This is a genomic window from Bacillus sp. N13C7 (genome assembly GCF_026790065.1).
Taxonomy (GTDB): domain Bacteria; phylum Bacillota; class Bacilli; order Bacillales; family Bacillaceae; genus Bacillus.
Genome location: NZ_JALAMO010000008.1, coordinates 22,141 through 42,373 on the forward strand (window position 1 = coordinate 22,141; position 20,233 = coordinate 42,373).

Below are 20,233 nucleotides of genomic sequence, written 5' to 3' on the forward strand. Positions count from 1 at the left end.
AGGAGGAGAATTGTCATGTGGCTGCCCGTGCTGGGGCTTGTACTCGGAATAGCAATTGGACTGATGACAAACTTAACGATACCGAGTGAATACTCAAACTATTTATCGCTTGCGGTGCTTGCCGCACTTGATACATTAATCGGCGGAATCAGGGCTCATTTACAAGGTACATATGATGAAATGGTATTTGTTTCCGGTTTCTTTTTTAATATTATACTGGCAATAAGTTTAGCTTTTCTGGGAGTTCATCTTGGTGTAGACTTGTATTTAGCAGGTATATTTGCATTTGGAGTCAGATTATTTCAGAATATAGCCGTGATCAGAAGAAATCTACTAACAAAGTGGACTCTTTCTAAAAAAAATAAAAAAAATGTGATATAAAAGAGGATATACATAGGATATAACGAATATTTTCAATAAACATAAATTGTGAAAACCGCATAAGGAATATTCCGTTGTTATTTTTTGTTACACACTTGTAAAGCCACATTCATTGTATTGTTGTTCCGCAAATAATAGAATAGAAATGATCGAAATGTGAGGAGGTGCCATAGAATGAACAACAATGAACTTTACGTCAGTCTTGACATCGGTACGTCCAATACAAAAGTGATCGTCGGAGAAATGACAGATGATTCCCTTAATATTATCGGTGTGGGAAATGTACCGTCTGAGGGGTTGAAAAAAGGCTCAATCGTTGATATAGATGAGACCGTTCATTCTATAAGAAAAGCGTTTGACCAAGCTGAAAGAATGGTAGGTTTTCCGCTTAGAAAAGCTATTGTCGGCGTTAATGGAAATTATATCAATATTCAAGATACAAACGGTGTTGTAGCAGTTTCCAGCGAAAATAAAGAAATTCAGGTTGAAGATGTACGCCGTGTCATGGAGGCGGCACAGGTTGTTTCAGTACCGCACGAACAGCTGATTGTCGACGTCATTCCTAAACAGTTTATCGTAGATGGAAGAGATGAAATCACCGACCCGAAAAAAATGCTGGGTGTGCGTTTAGAAGTAGAGGGCACCCTGATCACCGGTTCAAAAACAATCTTACATAACTTGCTTCGCTGTGTTGAAAGAGCCGGTATTGAAATAACTGATATTTGTCTTCAACCGCTGGCAGCCGGTTCTGCTGCATTGTCAAAAGACGAGAAAAACCTTGGTGTGGCTCTCATTGATATTGGGGGAGGGTCAACAACCATCGCCGTATTCCAAAACGGACATCTCACTTCTACCCGTGTCATTCCTCTCGGAGGCGAAAATATCACCAAAGATATCTCCATCGGATTGAGAACGTCAACAGAAGAAGCAGAACGCGTGAAAAAGCAATTTGGACATGCCTACTATGACGAAGCCTCGGAAGATGAGGTCTTCGAGGTAACCGTGATAGGCACCAATCAAAAACAAACATTTACACAACAGGAAACAGCGAATATCATTGAAGCAAGAGTAGAAGAGATTCTTGAAATTGTTTCAGAAGAGCTTCGCATTATGGGAATTACCGATCTGCCGGGAGGCTTCGTGCTGACAGGGGGACAAGCAGCAATGCCTGGTGTCATGTCTTTGGCACAGGATGTGCTGCAAAACAATGTCAGAGTGGCAAGCCCGAATTATATCGGTGTAAGAGATCCTCAATATATGACGGGAGTGGGCCTGATCCAATTCGCCTGCCGAAATGCAAGAATTCAAGGCAGAAAAATAGGCTTCAAGATGCCTGAAGAAGCGATACAGGAAATTGCAGTCACATCATCAGAGGAACAAGAGCAGCATCATCACCAAAATGAGGTGCAGCAGCGGCCAAAAGGAAAACAAAAAACACAAGCCGAACATAATAAACAGAGCAAAATGAAAAAATTATTAAGCATGTTTTGGGAATAGATAGATAGTCATTCGGCAGATTAGGAGGATTTAGCATGTTGGAGTTCGAAACAAACATAGACGGCTTAGCATCAATTAAAGTAATCGGAGTAGGAGGCGGCGGTAACAACGCTGTCAACCGAATGATTGAAAATGAAGTGCAAGGAGTAGAGTACATCGCGGTAAACACGGACGCTCAAGCTCTTAACCTGTCAAAAGCAGAAGTGAAAATGCAAATCGGCGCAAAGCTGACTAGAGGATTGGGAGCAGGTGCGAATCCGGAAGTCGGAAAAAAAGCCGCTGAAGAAAGCAAAGAACAGATTGAAGAAGCGTTAAAAGGCGCTGACATGGTATTCGTGACAGCTGGCATGGGCGGCGGAACAGGAACAGGTGCCGCACCGGTTATCGCACAAATCGCGAAAGACTTAGGTGCATTAACAGTCGGAGTCGTCACAAGACCGTTTACATTTGAAGGACGCAAAAGACAGCTTCAGGCTGCAGGCGGAATCACAGCAATGAAGGAAGCGGTGGATACACTGATTGTGATCCCGAACGACCGTATCCTGGAAATTGTGGATAAAAACACGCCGATGCTTGAAGCATTCCGTGAAGCCGATAACGTGCTCCGCCAAGGGGTTCAAGGCATTTCAGACTTGATTGCCACACCTGGTCTTATCAATCTGGACTTTGCTGATGTGAAAACAATCATGTCAAACAAAGGATCTGCTTTGATGGGTATCGGTATTGCAACTGGAGAAAACCGCGCAGCAGAAGCGGCGAAAAAAGCCATCTCCAGCCCGCTTCTTGAAGCGGCCATTGACGGTGCACAAGGCGTCCTTATGAACATCACTGGGGGAACAAACCTCAGCCTATATGAAGTTCAGGAAGCAGCGGACATTGTCGCTTCGGCGTCTGACCAAGACGTAAACATGATTTTCGGTTCTGTTATTAATGAAAATCTAAAAGACGAGATTGTGGTGACAGTGATTGCGACTGGTTTTATCGAACAAGAGAAGGACGTGACGAAACCTCAGCGTCCAAGCTTAAACCAAAGCATCAAAAACCATAATCAAAGTGTTCCAAAGCGTGAGCCAAAACGTGAGGAGCCTCAGCAACAAAGCACAGTAAGCCGTCATAACTCACAGCCGGCTGATGATACGCTTGACATCCCGACATTCTTAAGAAACCGTAACAAACGCGGCTAATGTAAAGGACAAAATCGTTTTCGATTTTGTCCTTTTTGTTTTCTCCAAAACCTTTCTTCTCGTAAAGTCTATTCTCTTTCTTCCTTCACAGAGCAACAAATTGTGCCATTAGATCTATTTTCACCCTGTGACGATTTTATCATTTTCATATATATGGAAAATAAATGACATAAAACGACAATATCTGTATTACAGATTGTCTACAGTTAACGTACAACGATGTTCTGACAAACCATTCATTTTTAAAAGGAGGGACGACATTTTTTTACAAAGCATTTTGAAAAAGGGGGATAAAAAATGAGGAAAAAAACGAAAAACAGACTCATCAGCTCTGTTTTAAGTACGGTTGTTATCAGTTCACTGCTGTTTCCGGGTGCAGCCGGGGCAAGCAGCAAAGGCGCCTCATCTTCTGTTAAACAGGAGCTTCAAACTGCTGAATCTATTCAGAACAAGATTTCGAGTTCATTAAAGAAAAGTTTTAAAAAGAAAGAAAAAACGACCTTTCTGATTAAATTTAAGGATCAAGCTGACACAGAAAAAGCGGCAAAAGCAGCAGTCAAAAAAGCGAAATCGAAGAAGCTGACTGCTGCTAAGACGGAATATCAAAAGCGTTCTGCCGTTGTGTCTTCCTTAAAAGTCACAGCCAATGAATCCCAGCAAGACGTTTTGAAATACTTGAACAGCCAGAAAAATAAAGGAAATGCATCCGATATACACCCTTATTATGTGGTGAACGGAATCGCTGTTCATGCCTCAAAAGAGGTTATGGAAAAAGTGGCGCAGTTCCCTGAAGTGGAAAAGGTGCTTCCAAATGAGAAACGGCAGCTTTTTAAGTCAACATCTCCATTTAATATGAAAAAAGCGCAAAAAGCTGTCAAAGCAACTGATGGTGTGGAATGGAATGTTGACCAAATAGATGCACCGAAAGCTTGGGAACTTGGATACGATGGAACTGGCACGGTTGTCGCGTCCATTGATACCGGTGTGGAATGGAACCATCCGGCGTTAAAAGAAAAATATCGCGGATATAATCCGGAAAATCCTGATGAGCCTGATCATGAACTGAACTGGTTTGATGCCGTTGCAGGAGAAGCAAGCCCTTATGATGATCTGGCTCACGGAACCCACGTGACAGGTACAATGGTGGGATCTGAACCTGATGGAACGAATCAAATCGGTGTAGCGCCTGGCGCAAAATGGATTGCGGTTAAAGCATTCTCTGAAGATGGCGGTACTGATGCTGACATTTTGGAAGCTGGAGAATGGGTTTTAGCTCCAAAGGACGCAGAGGGAAATCCTCATCCTGAAATGGCTCCTGATGTTGTCAATAATTCATGGGGCGGCGGCTCAGGACTTGATGAATGGTACAGAGACATGGTCAATGCCTGGCGTGCGGCTGACATTTTCCCTGAGTTTTCAGCGGGAAACACGGATCTCTTTATTCCGGGCGGACCTGGTTCTATCGCAAACCCGGCAAACTATCCCGAATCGTTTGCAACTGGAGCGACTGATATTAACAAAAAGCTCGCTGATTTTTCTCTCCAAGGGCCATCTCCATACGATGAAATTAAGCCGGAGATTTCAGCACCGGGCGTAAATATCCGGTCTTCCGTTCCCGGCCAGACATATGAGGACGGATGGAACGGCACATCAATGGCGGGACCGCATGTGTCTGCTGTTGCCGCCCTGCTGAAACAGGCAGATGCCTCACTTTCTGTCGATGAGATGGAGGATATATTAACGAGCACGGCTGAACCGCTGACGGATTCAACATTTCCTGATTCACCGAATAACGGATATGGCCATGGGTTGGTGAACGCTTTTGATGCTGTATCAGCTGTTACAGATGGATTAGGAAAAGCAGAAGGACAAGTTTCTGTAGAAGGAGATGATCAAGAACCTCCTGTCTATCAGCATGAGAAAGTAACAGAAGCCTATGAAGGCGCCAGCCTGCCTCTGACTTTGACAGCTGAAGACAATGTGAGTGTGACGTCAGTTAAACTGTCCTATAAGCTGGATCAAGGTGAATGGACAGAAGTAACGGCTAAACGAATCAGCGGTGATCACCTGAAAGGAACGTATCAGGCAGAGATTCCAAACATAAAAGGACCTGCATTAAGCTATAAGTGGATAATCCAGGATTTTGGCGGCCATATCGTTAAGTCTGACACATACGATGTAACTGTGAAACCAAGCATCACGGTGGGATACAAGCAGGACTTCGAAACTGCACCTGGCGGCTGGATTGCGAGCGGTACAAATAATAACTGGGAATGGGGAGTTCCGACAGCAGGCCCAACTACAGCAGCATCAGGAGAAAAGGTATACGGAACAAACCTGTCAGGAAACTATGCCAACTCAGCAAACATGAATCTTATGATGCCTCCTGTTGCAGTGCCTGATGCAGGAAACCTGTTTCTTCAATTTAAGAGCTGGCACAATTTAGAAGGTGATTTTGATTACGGCTACGTTTTTGTTTTGCCAGAAGGTGAAAAGAATTGGGAGCAGGCTGGTGTCTATAACGGAAAGACATCGAGCTGGACGGATGAAGAAATTGATTTATCCGCTTATAAAGGGCAAAACATTCAAGTGATGTTTAACCTTCAATCTGATGAAAGTATTGCAAAAGAGGGCTGGTACATTGATGATGTAATGCTTTCTGAGAAGTCGTCCGGAAAAAAAGCCAAAAAGAATAAGCTAGGTGTCGAAAAGCCATCAGGAAAACAAAAGAAAAAGCCGGTAAATCCGAAAAAAGCTAAACCATCGGCAAATACAGCGGTCAAACATCAGAATAAAGATTTACAGCCTCATGTTTTGCCGGTTAGAGCGCAAGTCAGCGTGGTCGAAACAGGTAAATCAACATATTCAGATCAATCAACAGGGCAGTACAAGCTGACGCATAAAGCGGGAGATTATACGCTTATGGCAGAAGCGTACGGCTATCAATCGAAAACACAAAAAGTGTCTCTCCAGGCAGATCAAACGACACAAGCTAATTTTACGTTAGAGGAAATGAAGAAGGGGACATTAAAAGGTACGGTCATCAATAAAACGACAGGAGAGCCGGTTAAAGGCGCTTCCGTTTATGTTGTAGAGGATGCTGCGGTTGAACCTGCTGCAACAAATGACAAAGGTGAATATACGCTTGAGGCCTATGAAGGCGCCTATACAATTAAGATCGCTGCACCGGGTTATTACAGCGATGAATTTTCCGTTGATTTAAAAGGGAATGTTACGAAGGAAACTGTATTGAAGCCTTTCGTTGGTTATCCGGGTGAGATTGCATATGATGACGGAACGGCGGAGAATGCCAATTCCTATTTTGCAGCCGGTAATGGATGGGCTGTCAAAATGACGTTGGCTGACGGCAAGGACAAAGGCATGCTTACAGGAGGACTGTTCAGATTCTGGGATACAGAGTTCCCTGATCCTGGCGGCACGGAGTTTAAGGTTGAGGTATACGATGCTAAAGGAGAAGACGGAGCACCAGGCAAAAAAATTGCCGGGCCATTTAACGCTGAAGCCCTTCGCAATGGCGAATGGACCAAGGTAGATCTTAGTTCAAAAGGGATTATGGTAGATAAAGACTTTTATCTCGTCTATATCCAGTCAAAACCTGATCCATATTCACCTGGACTGGCAATGGATGAAACCGGTCAGAATTCTGGCCGCAACTGGCAGTATATAGATGGGCAATGGCAGCCAGGTGACAAAGCAGACGGAAACTATATGATTCGCGCATTGGTTGATTATGAAGCTGCCGTACCTGAAATTACGTCACCAGCAGACAAATCGTACACAAACAAGGAGAACGTTACTGTAAAAGGAAAAGCCTCTCCTGGTACAACAGTACACATTTACAATGGAGGGAAAGAAGCAGGAGAAACGAAAGCAGCGGCGGATGGCACGTTCCAGGCAGGCATCTCTCTCAGCACAGGTGAAAATGAACTGACGGCCGCTGCATCAACAGACAACGGAACTACGGATGCCTCCAGCCCAGTCACAGTCACGCTTGATCAAGCCAAGCCAGAATTGACGCTGGACAATCCAAAGGACGGCGAAAAAATAAATAAAGAAGCGCTGACTGTCAAAGGGTCTGTATCCGATGACAATTTGAAAGAAGTCAAGGTGAATGGCAAAAAAGCAACGGTTACAGATGGTTCATTCTCAGCCCGCATTCTCTTGGAAAACGGAAGCAATGAAATCAAGGTGACTGCAACAGACTTAGCAGGCAACAAAACGACGAAAAAGGCTGTAATTGATGTCCACTTTGACAAGCCTGTCATTTCTGGATTGATCCCAGGAGAGGACAAAATCTTAAAAGCCGGTGAATCGGTGAAAATCGCTTTCTCAAGCGCAGAAGATTTGGATACAACGTTTGTCATCCGTCTGCCGCTGACAAATGCTAGAGCGAGTGTGCAAAACGCCACCGAGCTTCCATTGAGAGAAATTTCTCCGGGGAGATATGAAGGCTATTGGACAGCCACTTCTTCTATTAAAGCAAACGGAGCAAAAGTAGAAGTGATTGCACGTGATGATTATGGAAATGAAACAAGAAAAACAGCGAATGGAAAACTTTATATCAATACTGAAAATTAAGTGTAAAAAAAGCTGCCGTCACAGGCAGCTTTTTTTATCCTCTTGTTCATACCCTCGACAAATTAAGCAGATATCCCTGAAAAATTGTATTTTCCTCTCAACATTAATTGACAGACTTTCCCACAGAGCTTGCTTTATACTTATGAAACAAGAAGGGGAACAGCGTGAGGCAAGAAAGAAAGGAGTCAGATGTGAAAATCTATTTAGATGTCATTTGGCTGTTAAACTTTTGTTTTGATGCACTTTTGCTTTTGCTCACGGCATTTATTTTAAAACGGCATGTGAAAAAAAGAAGACTGATAGGCGGAGCGTTCATCGGTTCAAGTATTGTCCTGTTGATGTTTACTCCTTTTTCTCCAATCGTTGAACATCCGGCCGGGAAGCTGGCTTTTTCAGTTGTGATTGTGATGGTGACATTTGGCTTTAAAAGATTTCGCTATTTCTTTCAAAATTTGTTTTCCTTTTATTTTGCCACTTTTTTAATGGGGGGAGGAATTATCGGAGCCCATTCTTTGCTGCAGTCAAATTCTGTTGTTCGAAACGGTGTCATGATTACCAATCAAACAGGGTTTGGGGACCCGATCAGCTGGTTGTTTATTGTTGCTGGCTTTCCAGCATTATGGTTTTTTTCTAAAAGAAGAATTGAAGAGATAGAAACAAAAAACATTCAATATGAAGAACGAGTCAGCGTGCAGGCGGATTTGGGCAGCCAAACACTTCATGTCAGAGGGCTGATTGATTCCGGTAATCAGCTGTACGATCCTCTTACAAAAACACCGGTTATGATCATTTACATTGATAAACTGGAGCCGATTTTCGGAGCTGCCGAAACGATGATCATTCGAAACGCAGACCCATTGGAAGCTATTGAACAGCTCGATGATTCATTTCGCTTTTTAGATAAAATGAGACTGATTCCATACAGGGGAGTTGGTCAGCAAAACCAATTTTTATTATGCGTAAAACCGGATCACGTAACGATTATGACAAAAGAAGAAATGATTTCTGCAAATAAATGCTTAATCGGCATCAGCACAACAAAGCTATCGGCAGATGGAGAGTTTGACGCGATCATTCACCCGAAAATGCTTTCGGGCAAGGCCATCAAACACGTTTCATAATGTTCGCAAATGTCCGTTATTTATCATACTCAAACGGCGTGACATTTAGAAGGGAGAGGAAGATGAAAAAACTGAAATTGCGACTGACGCACCTCTGGTATAAGCTGCTGATGAAACTTGGATTGAAAAGCGATGAAGTCTATTACATAGGCGGGAGTGAAGCCCTGCCGCCGCCATTATCCAAAGATGAGGAGCAGGTTCTGTTAATGAAGCTCCCAAACGGCGATCAGGCGGCTCGTGCCATTTTAATTGAACGCAATTTGCGCCTGGTTGTCTATATCGCCCGTAAATTTGAAAATACGGGAATTAACATAGAGGATTTAATCAGCATCGGCACCATTGGTTTAATCAAAGCTGTAAATACGTTCAATCCAGAAAAGAAAATCAAGCTGGCGACCTATGCCTCACGGTGTATAGAAAATGAAATCCTGATGTATTTAAGAAGAAACAACAAAATCCGTTCAGAGGTTTCCTTTGATGAGCCGCTTAATATTGATTGGGACGGCAATGAGCTGTTGCTTTCTGATGTGCTTGGCACTGACGATGATATTATCACAAAAGACATAGAAGCCAACGTGGATAAAAAGCTCTTAAAAAAAGCGCTTGAACAGCTTAATGAGAGAGAAAAGCAAATCATGGAGCTGCGGTTTGGGCTTGTCGGCGAAGAAGAAAAGACCCAAAAGGATGTAGCGGATATGATGGGGATTTCTCAATCCTATATTTCGCGTCTAGAGAAAAGAATAATAAAAAGACTAAGAAAAGAGTTCAACAAAATGGTGTAAAATTTTTTATGGTTATAACCCCTTGATTTTACAGGGATTTCCTGATTTCGACTGTTTTTCGGTCTGAGTGCAGTGCATATTTTTCCCACCCGAGGAGATACTTAACGTTGTACAGCAGCTCCTGTAGGGAGGGAAAAAAGTGTCTAGGAATAAAGTCGAAATCTGCGGGGTAGATACCTCCAAATTACCAGTACTCAAGAATGAAGAGATGAGAAAGCTGTTTAGGCAGCTGCAGGATGAAGGCGATGATTCAGCAAGAGAAAAGCTTGTAAACGGGAACTTGCGTCTTGTCTTAAGTGTCATTCAACGATTTAATAATAGAGGGGAGTATGTTGATGACTTATTTCAGGTCGGCTGCATCGGACTAATGAAATCCATTGATAATTTTGACCTAAGCCACAATGTTAAGTTTTCAACATACGCTGTACCTATGATTATCGGAGAGATCCGCAGGTATTTACGCGATAATAACCCGATCCGTGTTTCAAGATCGCTCCGGGATATCGCTTACAAGGCGCTTCAGGTAAGAGAGCGGTTAATCAGTGAGACAAGCAAGGAGCCGACTGCAGAAGACATCGCAAAAGTTCTTGAAGTACCGCATGAGGAAATCGTATTTGCGCTTGATGCCATTCAGGATCCGGTATCTCTATTTGAACCGATCTATAATGATGGCGGAGACCCGATCTATGTGATGGACCAAATCAGTGATGAGCGCAATACAGATTCACAATGGATTGAAGAGCTGGCTTTAAAAGAGGGCATGAGAAGGCTGAATGATAGGGAAAAAATGATTTTAAGAAAGCGCTTCTTCCAAGGAAAAACACAAATGGAAGTAGCCGAGGAAATCGGAATTTCCCAAGCTCAGGTGTCCAGGCTTGAAAAAGCGGCTATCAAACAAATGAATAAGAATATTCATCAATAGTGAAATGAAAAGCCTTTAAAACGATTTTTGTTTTAAAGGCTTTTCTATTGATTGCGGGTGGTTTACGTTTTGGAAAAAATAAGGTATCCTAGTCCGTACAAAGTTTTATGAAAATTAAAACAATTATAAGAGTTTAGAGGAGGACCACGATGATTTTGCAGCTTGACAATGTCTCACTAAAACGAAATGGAAAATGGATACTGAGGAATATTCATTGGAAGGTGGAGGAAAAGGAGAATTGGGTGCTTTACGGACTGAATGGCGCCGGAAAGACAGCGCTGTTAAATATGCTTTGCTCATATTACTTCCCAACATCCGGTGAGATGCAGGTGCTTGGCCATGAGTTTGGTAAAACGGAGCTTGGGGAGAAGCTCAGACGGAAAATTGGCCTCGTCTCAGCGGCTCTGCAGCAAAAATTATATCCGGCAGATTCAGCCTTTGAGATTGCTCTAAGCGGAGCTTACGCTTCAATTGGATTATATGAAACGCCAAGTGCGGAAATCAGGGAAAAAGCGATCGGTTTATTAGAGGACTTGGGCGCAATTGAATATGCCGACCGCCGCTATGAAACCCTTTCTCAAGGGGAAAAACAAAGAGCCTTAATTGCAAGAGCGCTAATGGCCGATCCGGAGCTGCTGATCCTGGACGAACCGGTCACAGGGCTGGATTTTATTGCCCGGGAAAAGCTGTTAGATACGATTACATATATTGCAAACAAAGAAAATGCGCCATCAATTCTTTATGTGACGCATCATGCGGAAGAAATATTGCCGGTCTTTGACAAAGCCCTTTTATTAAAACAGGGAGAGGTCTTTGGATCAGGAGAAATAAAGGAAATGCTGACTGATCAAATACTTTCCGCTTTTTTTGATACACCAATCCATGTATTATGGAATCAGGATCGGCCGTTTTTAACAAGAGCCGAGCCGATAACGAATGCCTGACAAACACATATCGATTCATCCTAGGGGTGCTTTGCGAAGCTGAGAGAGACATTGTCTCAACCCTTTTGACCTGATCTGGATCATGCCAGCGGAGGGAAGCGGTGAAATAGCGGAGTGCATAGGACTCTGTTTGTTTTTATTAAGCCGTTTCATAACATATGAAATGGCTTTTATGATTTTAAAGAGAGGAGCGGATCACATTGAATCAACAAATAGACTCTCTGTTAAAAAAGGTGGAGGAGCAAAAGGAGGAGCTCATTCAGCTGGCAAAAACACTGATTTATTATCAAACACCTGCTCCGCCTGCAAGAAATACCGACGGCATTCAATCATGGATTGCTGGTTTTTTAAATGAAATAGGATTCTCAATCGATAAATGGGATGTGTACCCGGGAGATCCCAATGTTGTAGGTCTGCTAAAGGGAACAAATTCAGCAGATTATCGTAGCCTGATCATCAATGGCCATGTAGATGTGGCAGAGGTAAAAGAGGATGAAGAATGGGAGCATGACCCGTTCCATCCAATTGAAAAAAACGGTCTCTTAATTGGGCGAGGCGCTTCTGATATGAAAGGCGGAATGGCGTGTGTACTCTTTGCTGTCAAATTGATTCGTGAGGCAGGCATTGAACTTCCAGGTGATTTGATTCTGCAATCGGTTATCGGGGAGGAAGTCGGAGAAGCAGGCACGCTTGAATGCTGCAAGAGGGGCTATCACGCTGATTTTGCAGTTGTCGCAGATACGAGCGATATGCATATTCAAGGCCAGGGCGGTGTCATTACAGGCTGGATCGAAATCAAAAGCAGCCAAACGTTTCATGATGGGACGAGACGGAATATGATTCACGCAGGCGGAGGAACATTCGGGGCAAGCGCAATTGAAAAAATGGCAAAAATCATTGCGGGGCTCGGGGAACTTGAGCGCCACTGGTCCATTATGAAAAGATATCCCGGCTTTCAACCAGGCACAAATACCATTAATCCGGCTGTCATAGAAGGAGGCAGGCATGCGGCTTTTATAGCGGACGAGTGCCGGCTGTGGATCACAGTCCATTTTTACCCAAATGAAACCCATGACCAAGTGGCTGCGGAAATAGAAGATTATATCAACCGGCTGAGCGACAGTGACATTTGGCTTAGGGACAACCGCCCTGTATTCAAGTGGGGAGGCTCATCTATGATTGAAGACAGAGGAGAAATTTTTCCGGCATTGGAAGTTGACCCTGGCCACCCAGGCGTCTTAGCGCTTACTGCCTCTCATGAGAAAGTGAAACGGGAGCGCCCGGTTATGGACGTTTCTCAGTCCGTTACAGATGGCGGATGGCTGTTTAATGCCGGCATTCCATGTGTGATATACGGCCCTGGCGATCTGCACAATGCACACTCTGTCAACGAAGAGGTATCGATTGAGCAGCTGGTAGAGTATACAAAAATCATGCTCGATTTTATTATCAGCTGGTGCAGCTGTAAAAAAGAACAGTGACATGAAATTTTCTTCTTGCTGACAAGGTTCAGCCTGCCCGTTCATATACTTGAAAAAAGGACGGAAAAAGGACGTGATGGAATGATCAGCATTTCAGAATTTCAGGTAAAGGATGTCGTCAATGTCTCAAACGGAAAAAAGCTGGGGAGCATTGGTGATATTGATATCAATGTGACAACTGGAAAAATTCAGGCGATCATACTCGGAGGAAATGGGAAAGTTCTCGGATTTTTTGGAAAAGAAGAGGAATTGGTCATTCCATGGCGAAATATAGTAAAAATCGGGGAAGATGTCATCTTGGTCCGATTAAATGAACCGCATGCATAATGCGCTTGTCTGCCGTGGATTGGCAATTGCCGGAAGTCTCGATTCTTCCGGCACATTTCATTTAGAAATATGCAAATCGGCGCTCAACGAATGCAGAAAGATGTGGTAAAATAAGTGGGAAATTCCGCTTTTTTAAATGTTTGTCGAAAGGTTGGATCATCATGAATACATATCACCCATTCAGTCTTACCACACCCTCGACACTCATGATACAAGACTGGACACAAACGAATCAAAACAACAGAGAAGTCATTGCCGGATTTACAACGAAAAACGGCGGTGTCAGCCAAAAGCCTTTTGAATCGTTAAATACAGGATTGCACGTTCATGACAAAGATGCAGATGTAGTTAAAAATCGTGAATATATTGCCGATATGTTTAATACTGATTTGCAGTCTTGGGTATTCGCCGATCAGACACATGATAATCGCGTTCAAAAAGTAACGCAGAGGGATAGGGGCAAAGGCGCCCGTGAGTATCATTCGGCTTTTAAAGCAACGGACGGGCTCTATACAAATGAAAAGAATGTGTTTTTGGCATTATGCTTTGCTGATTGTGTGCCTCTTTTCTTTTATGATCCGGTTAAATCACTTGTCGGGGTCGCCCATGCCGGGTGGAAAGGCACTGTCAAACAAATTGGCAGAGAAATGGTGAAGCGATGGAATGAGCAGGAAGGTTCAAATCTCTCAGATATTTATGCTGTTATCGGACCGTCTATCAGCGGAGCATGCTATACGGTAGATGACCGTGTCATGGATGCTGTCCGTGCATTGCCGGTTTCAGCAGAACGTGCCGTAAATCAGACGGGACAGGGACAATATCAGCTTGATCTGAAGGAACTGAACCGCCTCATATTGATCGATAGCGGTTTAGCAGGTGAACAGATATCTGTCAGCGGTTTATGCACGGAAAGTGAACCCTCGCTTTTCTTTTCTCACCGCCGCGATCAGGGGAAAACTGGACGGATGATGTCTTTTATCGGAATGAAGGAGGCATAAAAGATCTTGCGTGTTGTTGATAATTTACGACATATAAACGAACGAATAAACGAAGCATGTAACAGATCGGGCCGCAGCTCCGATGAGGTTACGGTTATTGCAGTCACAAAATATGTATCGCCTGAAAGAGCACAGGAGGCAGTAGATGCTGGCATCACCTGCCTCGGTGAGAATCGGGATGCGGAACTGCTCCGCAAACAGGAATTGATGAAAGGGAATCCGGAATGGCATTTTATCGGCAGTCTGCAATCAAGAAAAGCAAAAGCTGTCGTCAATAAAGTTTCCTATATCCATTCTCTGGACCGGCTCTCATTAGCGAAGGAAATTGAAAAAAGGGCTGAAGGTACTGTCCAATGCTTTGTGCAGGTCAATACCTCTCTTGAGCCTTCTAAACACGGCATGAAAAAAGAAGAAGTCATTCCATTCATACAGGAGCTTTCCGGTTTCGAACATATCGTTGTGGCCGGACTGATGACAATGGCTCCGCTGACTGATGATCAAGACCAGATCAGAAGCTGTTTCCGGGCGCTGAGAGAACTCCGTGATCAGGTTCAGGAGCTCAAACAGCCGAACGCTCCGTGTACTGAACTGTCGATGGGCATGTCAAATGATTATGAAATTGCAATTGAAGAAGGGGCTACTTATATTAGAATCGGCTCATCGTTAGTCGGAAATGAAACAGGGGGTGTACAGCAATGAGTATGAAAAATAAACTGAAAAACTTTTTCTCGATGGAAGATGAAGAATACGAATATGAATATATTGAGACGGAGCGGGATTCTCATGAGGAGCAGGAGCAAAAAGAAAAGCCGGCCTATGCTGCTCATAAACCTGCGGGCAAACAGAATGTAGTGAGCTTGCAAAGTGTTCAGAAATCCTCTAAAGTGGTGTTAAGTGAGCCGCGCGTTTATGCGGAGGCACAGGAAATTGCCGATCACTTGAAGAACCGGCGGGCAGTTGTCGTCAATCTTCAGCGGATACAGCATGACCAGGCAAAGCGGATTGTAGACTTTTTAAGCGGAACCGTTTATGCCATCGGCGGCGATATCCAAAGAATCGGCTCTGATATTTTTCTCTGCACGCCTGACAACGTAGATGTATCAGGCACAATTTCTGAGCTCATATCTGAAGACGAACATCAGAGGTGGTAAAGCGAGATGATCCTTTATCAAGTTTTTTCGGTTTTAAGCTTATTAATCACAATATACTCATTTGCCCTGATCATATATATTTTTATGTCATGGGTGCCGAGTACGAGGGAAACAGCAGTCGGGCGTTTTTTAGCTTCGATTTGTGAACCATATCTCGAACCATTTAGAAAGATCATCCCTCCGATCGCAATGCTGGATATTTCACCGATCGTAGCCATTCTTGTGCTTCGATTTGCGACAACCGGCTTGTGGGGGCTTTATCGGATGATTGCGTTTTAAAGCGACAGTTTGATAGGGCTTGGCAGCAGCCAAGCCTCTTTACATAGAAGGGAAAGACGATGAGCGATATATATCAGCACTTCAGAAAAGACGAGCGGGCCTTTATTGATCAGGCGCTCGAATGGAAAAGAATTGTCCAGGAGCAGTACCGAATGAAGCTGACCGACTTTTTAGACCCCCGAGAGCAGGTCATCCTCACTGCTGTTGTGGGACAGGCAGACGTTGGGCTTGCTTTTTCCGGCGGCTATGACAGAGCGGAACGAAAACGGGCGATTTTGTATCCAGAGTACATCACTCCGGAAGAATCGGATTTTGAACTGCAGGCGTTTCATGTCCGTTATGCTGAAAAGTTTGTCACAGTAGATCACCGTTCTCTCCTTGGCGCATTAATGGGCATAGGCTTAAAGCGGCAAAAGTTTGGTGACATCGTGTTTTCTGAGACATCAGTGCAATTGATCGTCTCAGCCGATACCGCTGATTTTGTGGCCGCACAGCTGACCCAAGCAGGCAAAGCTGCAGTCAGCTTAGAGAAAATTGACTTGTCAGACCTTAACATTCCGGCAATTGATGTCGAAATAAGGGATGACACGGTTTCTTCTTTAAGGCTTGACGCCGTCTGCGCCTCTATGAGCAGGCAATCCCGCCAGAAATCACAGACGCTTGTGAAAAATGGGCTCGTGAAAGTGAACTGGAAGGTTGTTGAAGATCCTTCCTATATGGTAGCAGAAGGGGACATGCTGTCTATCAGGGGCTTTGGCCGGTGCAGCTTAACAAAAATTGATGGAAAAACCAAAAAAGACAAATGGAGAGTTACGTTTGAACGACAAAAATAGTCGGTTTTTCAGTTTTTTTCTCCATCTGTGCGAAATTTGTTTTATAATGTGAACTAGATAACTGTACTGAAATGTAAAAATGGAGGTGGCATGATGCCATTAACGCCAAATGATATTCACAACAAGACGTTTACAAAAAGTTTTCGCGGATATGATGAAGATGAAGTAAATGAATTTCTGGCGCAAGTCAGAAAAGATTACGAAATTGTTCTTCGTAAGAAAACTGAGCTTGAAGCGAAAGTCAATGAACTTGATGAAAGAATCGGACACTTTGCCAATATTGAAGAAACGCTGAATAAATCAATTTTAGTCGCTCAAGAAGCGGCTGAAGACGTAAAACGCAATTCTCAAAAAGAAGCAAAGCTGATCGTTCGGGAAGCGGAGAAAAACGCTGATCGCATTATCAACGAATCGTTATCAAAATCAAGAAAAATCGCAATGGAAATTGAAGAGTTGAAAAAACAGTCTAAAGTGTTCAGAACGCGTTTTCAAATGCTGATTGAAGCTCAGCTTGATCTTCTGAAAAATGACGATTGGGATCATCTGCTTGAGTATGAAGTCGACGCTGTATTTGAGGAAAAGGAATAAATTCTCTGATGATCTTGACATTTTCTTAGCTTGTCGAATATAATACGTTCATAAATTCAGATGAAAAGACGGTTGAAAGGGACAGTCATGTTTCCTTCAGGCCTTCGTAGCGACCCGGAGATGGTGGAAGTCCGGGAGGCCGGAATCATGTAGATCAGCCCTTAAGTTTCCTTTCTGAACTCACAGTAGGTTAGGACGTTCATCACGTTACGATGTTCGAGAGGAAAAAGCGTATGCTGGCTTTTTCTAAAAGGGTGGTACCGCGAGATAAGCTTTCTCGTCCCTTATGGGATGAGAGGGCTTTTTTTATTTTCTGAAAAAATGCAGTGGAGGAATGAAAATGGATTTTAAAGACACGCTCTTAATGCCGAAAACAGATTTCCCGATGCGGGGAAATTTGCCAAACCGTGAGCCTGACATTCAAAAGAAATGGGAGGAGCAGGATATCTACCGTCTTGTGCAGGAACGGACGAAAGACCGCCCGAAATTTGTTTTACATGACGGACCTCCGTATGCAAACGGCGACATCCATATGGGCCATGCGCTTAACAAGATTTTGAAGGACTTCATTGTCCGCTACAAATCAATGAGCGGCTACAATGCGCCGTATGTACCGGGCTGGGATACACACGGATTGCCGATTGAAACAGCTCTTACCAAAAATAAAAAAGTCAACCGTAAAGAAATGTCTGTAGCGGAATTCCGCAAACTGTGCGAAGAGTACGCTTGGAAGCAAATCGAGGGGCAGCGTGAGCAGTTCAAGCGCCTTGGTGTTCGCGCTGATTGGGAAAACCCATATGTGACATTAAAACCTGAATACGAAGCGCAGCAAATCCGCGTATTTGGTGAGATGGCAAAACGAGGCTACATTTATAAAGGCCTTAAACCGGTTAACTGGTCACCTTCAAGTGAGTCTGCTTTGGCTGAAGCCGAAATTGAATACCAAGATAAACGTTCAGCATCTATTTACGTTGCTTTCGGTGTGAAAGACGGAAAAGGCGTATTGGAAAATGGCGAGCGCATCATCATTTGGACAACAACGCCTTGGACAATTCCGGCAAACCTCGGAATTTCAGTGCACCCTGAGCTTGAATACAGCGTGATTGCAGTTGGTGAAGACCGCTTTGTTGTAGCAAGTGCATTAGTTGAAAATGTTGCGTCTGCATGCGGATTTGATCAATATGAAGTGACAAGAACGATCAAGGGGAAAGACCTTGAGAACATTATCGCTGAACACCCGCTATATGGCAGAGACTCTCTCGTTATGCTTGGTGAGCACGTAACAACTGATGCCGGAACAGGCTGTGTTCATACAGCGCCAGGACACGGGGAAGATGACTTTATCATCGGCCAGAAATACGGCTTAGATGTGCTTTGCCCTGTTGATGAAAAAGGTGTAATGACAAGCGAAGCCCCTGGCTTTGAAGGCATGTTCTATGATGATGCGAACAAAGCAATCACACAGCAGCTTGATGAAAAAGGCGCGCTTGTAAAGCTTGAATTTATTACTCACTCTTATCCGCACGATTGGAGAACAAAGAAACCAACCATTTTCAGAGCCACAGCGCAATGGTTTGCGTCTATTAAAGATTTCAGATCAGACCTGCTGGATGCCATTAAAGAAACCAAATGGGTTCCTGAATGGGGCGAGCAGCGTTTGCACAACATGGTGCGTGACCGCGGAGACTGGTGTATTTCCAGACAGCGTGCGTGGGGTGTTCCGATTCCGGTATTTTATGCTGAAAACGGAGAACCGATTATTACAGATGAAACCATTGAACATGTTTCTGAATTGTTCAGACAGCACGGATCAAACATTTGGTTTGAAAAAGAAGCGAAGGATCTTCTTCCTGAAGGCTTTACGCATCCTGGAAGCCCGAACGGCACATTTACAAAAGAACAGGATATCATGGATGTTTGGTTCGATTCAGGATCTTCCCATCAAGCGGTGCTTGAAGAACGTGACGATCTCGTTCGCCCGGCTGATTTATATCTAGAAGGTTCAGACCAATACCGCGGCTGGTTTAACTCATCTCTTTCTACAGCAGTAGCCGTAACTGGAAAAGCGCCATATAAAGGTGTGCTCAGCCATGGATTCGCACTGGATGGAGAAGGACGCAAGATGAGCAAATCAATCGGTAATGTTGTTGTTCCAGCTAAAGTTATGAAACAGCTTGGTGCCGACATCTTGAGATTATGGGTGTCTTCAGTTGATTATCAGGCGGACGTTCGTGTGTCTGACGCCATTCTGAAGCAGGTTGCTGAAGTATACCGTAAAATCCGCAACACGTTCCGTTTCCTTCATGGCAACCTATTCGATTTTGATCCTAAAACGAATGCGGTGGCTGTCGAAGATCTTCGTGAAGTGGATCAGTATATGCTGATTAAGCTGAACAAACTGATTGATAAAGTGAAAAAAGCGTATGATGAGTACGAATTTGCGGTTGTGTATCACAGCATCCATAATTTCTGCACAATCGAATTGAGCTCATTCTATCTTGATTTCGCAAAAGATATTGTGTACATCGAGCATGCGGACCATCCGGATAGACGCAGCATGCAGACAGTATTCTACGAAACGCTTCTTGCATTAGTGAAGCTTTCAGCGCCTATTCTTCCACATACGGCTGATGAATTATGGTCTCATTTAACATTTGTTGAAGAGCAAAGCGTACAGCTGACAGATATGCCGGAAACAATCGCGGTTCCAAACAGTGAAGCGACCGAAGATAAATTTGACCGCTTTATGGCTCTTCGTAATGACGTGCTAAAAGCATTAGAAACTGCGCGGAATGAAAAAATTATCGGTAAATCATTGGAAGCAAACCTGAAATTGTATCCAAACAAAGAAAACAAAGAACTCTTGGCGTCCATTAAAGAAAATCTTTCTCAGCTGTTTATCGTGTCTGAACTCACAATCAGCGAAGAAAATGAAGCGCCGGACGATGCGCAAAGCTTTGCCACAGGTAAAATCGCTGTCGAGAAAGCCGAAGGCGAAATGTGTGAGAGATCCCGTGTAATCTCAAAAGATGTAGGCGCAAATCCGAAATACCCTACACTTTCACTGCGAAACGCTGAAATCGTTGAAAAATACTATCAAAAGTAATGAATAAAAGCCCGGTGTAAATGGTCTTATCCCTGTCAAG

Annotated in this window: 17 protein-coding genes, 1 riboswitch and 1 other annotated feature; all 17 genes read left to right on the forward strand. The window is 43.8% G+C overall.

The window, feature by feature from the left end:
- The first annotated feature begins 15 nt into the window (after positions 1–15).
- Positions 16–381, forward strand: a complete 366-nt coding sequence (locus MOB98_RS12040) for a small basic family protein (RefSeq protein WP_003238683.1) — start codon at positions 16–18, stop codon at positions 379–381.
- 174 nt (positions 382–555) lie between these two features.
- Complete coding sequence (ftsA, locus tag MOB98_RS12045; protein ID WP_268360070.1) at positions 556–1,878, forward strand: cell division protein FtsA; 1,323 nt, start codon at positions 556–558, stop codon at positions 1,876–1,878.
- Positions 1,879–1,913: 35 nt separating this feature from the next.
- Positions 1,914–3,062 carry a cell division protein FtsZ gene (gene ftsZ / locus MOB98_RS12050; protein ID WP_268360069.1) on the forward strand — a complete coding sequence of 383 codons (1,149 nt, stop codon included), beginning with the start codon at positions 1,914–1,916 and terminating at the stop codon, positions 3,060–3,062.
- A gap of 297 nt (positions 3,063–3,359) precedes the next feature.
- Positions 3,360–7,661, forward strand: coding sequence for a S8 family peptidase (locus MOB98_RS12055; RefSeq protein ID WP_268360068.1), 4,302 nt, complete (start codon positions 3,360–3,362; stop codon positions 7,659–7,661).
- Between the two features lie 191 nt (positions 7,662–7,852).
- Positions 7,853–8,782, forward strand: a complete 930-nt coding sequence (spoIIGA, locus tag MOB98_RS12060; RefSeq protein WP_268360079.1) for a sigma-E processing peptidase SpoIIGA — start codon at positions 7,853–7,855, stop codon at positions 8,780–8,782.
- A gap of 62 nt (positions 8,783–8,844) precedes the next feature.
- Positions 8,845–9,564, forward strand: coding sequence for an RNA polymerase sporulation sigma factor SigE (sigE, locus tag MOB98_RS12065; RefSeq protein ID WP_003221446.1), 720 nt, complete (start codon positions 8,845–8,847; stop codon positions 9,562–9,564).
- A gap of 139 nt (positions 9,565–9,703) precedes the next feature.
- Positions 9,704–10,486 carry an RNA polymerase sporulation sigma factor SigG gene (gene sigG, locus MOB98_RS12070; protein WP_009967190.1) on the forward strand — a complete coding sequence of 261 codons (783 nt, stop codon included), beginning with the start codon at positions 9,704–9,706 and terminating at the stop codon, positions 10,484–10,486.
- Between the two features lie 149 nt (positions 10,487–10,635).
- Positions 10,636–11,430 carry an ABC transporter ATP-binding protein gene (locus tag MOB98_RS12075; protein WP_268360067.1) on the forward strand — a complete coding sequence of 265 codons (795 nt, stop codon included), beginning with the start codon at positions 10,636–10,638 and terminating at the stop codon, positions 11,428–11,430.
- A 12-nt stretch (positions 11,431–11,442) separates the two neighbouring features.
- Positions 11,443–11,544, forward strand: a riboswitch (TPP riboswitch).
- A gap of 86 nt (positions 11,545–11,630) precedes the next feature.
- Positions 11,631–12,911, forward strand: coding sequence for an acetylornithine deacetylase (locus MOB98_RS12080; RefSeq protein ID WP_268360066.1), 1,281 nt, complete (start codon positions 11,631–11,633; stop codon positions 12,909–12,911).
- A gap of 81 nt (positions 12,912–12,992) precedes the next feature.
- Positions 12,993–13,238: a YlmC/YmxH family sporulation protein gene (locus MOB98_RS12085; protein ID WP_003221455.1), complete on the forward strand. Its 246-nt coding sequence runs from the start codon at positions 12,993–12,995 to the stop codon at positions 13,236–13,238.
- Between the two features lie 161 nt (positions 13,239–13,399).
- Positions 13,400–14,236, forward strand: coding sequence for a peptidoglycan editing factor PgeF (pgeF, locus tag MOB98_RS12090; RefSeq protein WP_268360065.1), 837 nt, complete (start codon positions 13,400–13,402; stop codon positions 14,234–14,236).
- Positions 14,237–14,242: 6 nt separating this feature from the next.
- Positions 14,243–14,935 carry a YggS family pyridoxal phosphate-dependent enzyme gene (locus MOB98_RS12095; RefSeq protein ID WP_268360064.1) on the forward strand — a complete coding sequence of 231 codons (693 nt, stop codon included), beginning with the start codon at positions 14,243–14,245 and terminating at the stop codon, positions 14,933–14,935.
- Complete coding sequence (gene sepF, locus MOB98_RS12100; protein ID WP_268360063.1) at positions 14,932–15,387, forward strand: cell division protein SepF; 456 nt, start codon at positions 14,932–14,934, stop codon at positions 15,385–15,387. Before MOB98_RS12095 ends, sepF begins: the two co-directional genes overlap by 4 nt.
- A 6-nt stretch (positions 15,388–15,393) precedes the next feature.
- Positions 15,394–15,666, forward strand: coding sequence for a YggT family protein (locus MOB98_RS12105; RefSeq protein ID WP_003221463.1), 273 nt, complete (start codon positions 15,394–15,396; stop codon positions 15,664–15,666).
- A gap of 59 nt (positions 15,667–15,725) precedes the next feature.
- Positions 15,726–16,499, forward strand: a complete 774-nt coding sequence (locus MOB98_RS12110; protein WP_268360062.1) for an RNA-binding protein — start codon at positions 15,726–15,728, stop codon at positions 16,497–16,499.
- Positions 16,500–16,592: 93 nt separating this feature from the next.
- The gene (gene divIVA / locus MOB98_RS12115) at positions 16,593–17,087 is read left to right on the forward strand and encodes a septum site-determining protein DivIVA (RefSeq protein WP_003221468.1); all 495 of its coding nucleotides are present in this window, start codon (positions 16,593–16,595) and stop codon (positions 17,085–17,087) included.
- A gap of 62 nt (positions 17,088–17,149) precedes the next feature.
- Positions 17,150–17,375: a binding site (T-box leader), on the forward strand.
- Between the two features lie 52 nt (positions 17,376–17,427).
- Positions 17,428–20,193 carry an isoleucine--tRNA ligase gene (ileS, locus tag MOB98_RS12120; protein ID WP_268363035.1) on the forward strand — a complete coding sequence of 922 codons (2,766 nt, stop codon included), beginning with the start codon at positions 17,428–17,430 and terminating at the stop codon, positions 20,191–20,193.
- Positions 20,194–20,233: the final 40 nt, after the last annotated feature.

What these genes read in the sequence shown, in the direction of transcription:
- MOB98_RS12040 (WP_003238683.1), top strand. Translation starts at nt 16, where the DNA reads ATGTGGCTGCCCGTGCTGGGGCTTGTACTCGGAATAGCAATTGGACTG.
- ftsA (WP_268360070.1), top strand. Translation starts at nt 556, where the DNA reads ATGAACAACAATGAACTTTACGTCAGTCTTGACATCGGTACGTCCAAT.
- ftsZ (WP_268360069.1), top strand. Translation starts at nt 1,914, where the DNA reads ATGTTGGAGTTCGAAACAAACATAGACGGCTTAGCATCAATTAAAGTA.
- MOB98_RS12055 (WP_268360068.1), top strand. Translation starts at nt 3,360, where the DNA reads ATGAGGAAAAAAACGAAAAACAGACTCATCAGCTCTGTTTTAAGTACG.
- sigE (WP_003221446.1), top strand. Translation starts at nt 8,845, where the DNA reads ATGAAAAAACTGAAATTGCGACTGACGCACCTCTGGTATAAGCTGCTG.
- MOB98_RS12075 (WP_268360067.1), top strand. Translation starts at nt 10,636, where the DNA reads ATGATTTTGCAGCTTGACAATGTCTCACTAAAACGAAATGGAAAATGG.
- MOB98_RS12085 (WP_003221455.1), top strand. Translation starts at nt 12,993, where the DNA reads ATGATCAGCATTTCAGAATTTCAGGTAAAGGATGTCGTCAATGTCTCA.
- pgeF (WP_268360065.1), top strand. Translation starts at nt 13,400, where the DNA reads ATGAATACATATCACCCATTCAGTCTTACCACACCCTCGACACTCATG.
- sepF (WP_268360063.1), top strand. Translation starts at nt 14,932, where the DNA reads ATGAGTATGAAAAATAAACTGAAAAACTTTTTCTCGATGGAAGATGAA.
- MOB98_RS12105 (WP_003221463.1), top strand. Translation starts at nt 15,394, where the DNA reads ATGATCCTTTATCAAGTTTTTTCGGTTTTAAGCTTATTAATCACAATA.
- MOB98_RS12110 (WP_268360062.1), top strand. Translation starts at nt 15,726, where the DNA reads ATGAGCGATATATATCAGCACTTCAGAAAAGACGAGCGGGCCTTTATT.
- divIVA (WP_003221468.1), top strand. Translation starts at nt 16,593, where the DNA reads ATGCCATTAACGCCAAATGATATTCACAACAAGACGTTTACAAAAAGT.
- ileS (WP_268363035.1), top strand. Translation starts at nt 17,428, where the DNA reads ATGGATTTTAAAGACACGCTCTTAATGCCGAAAACAGATTTCCCGATG.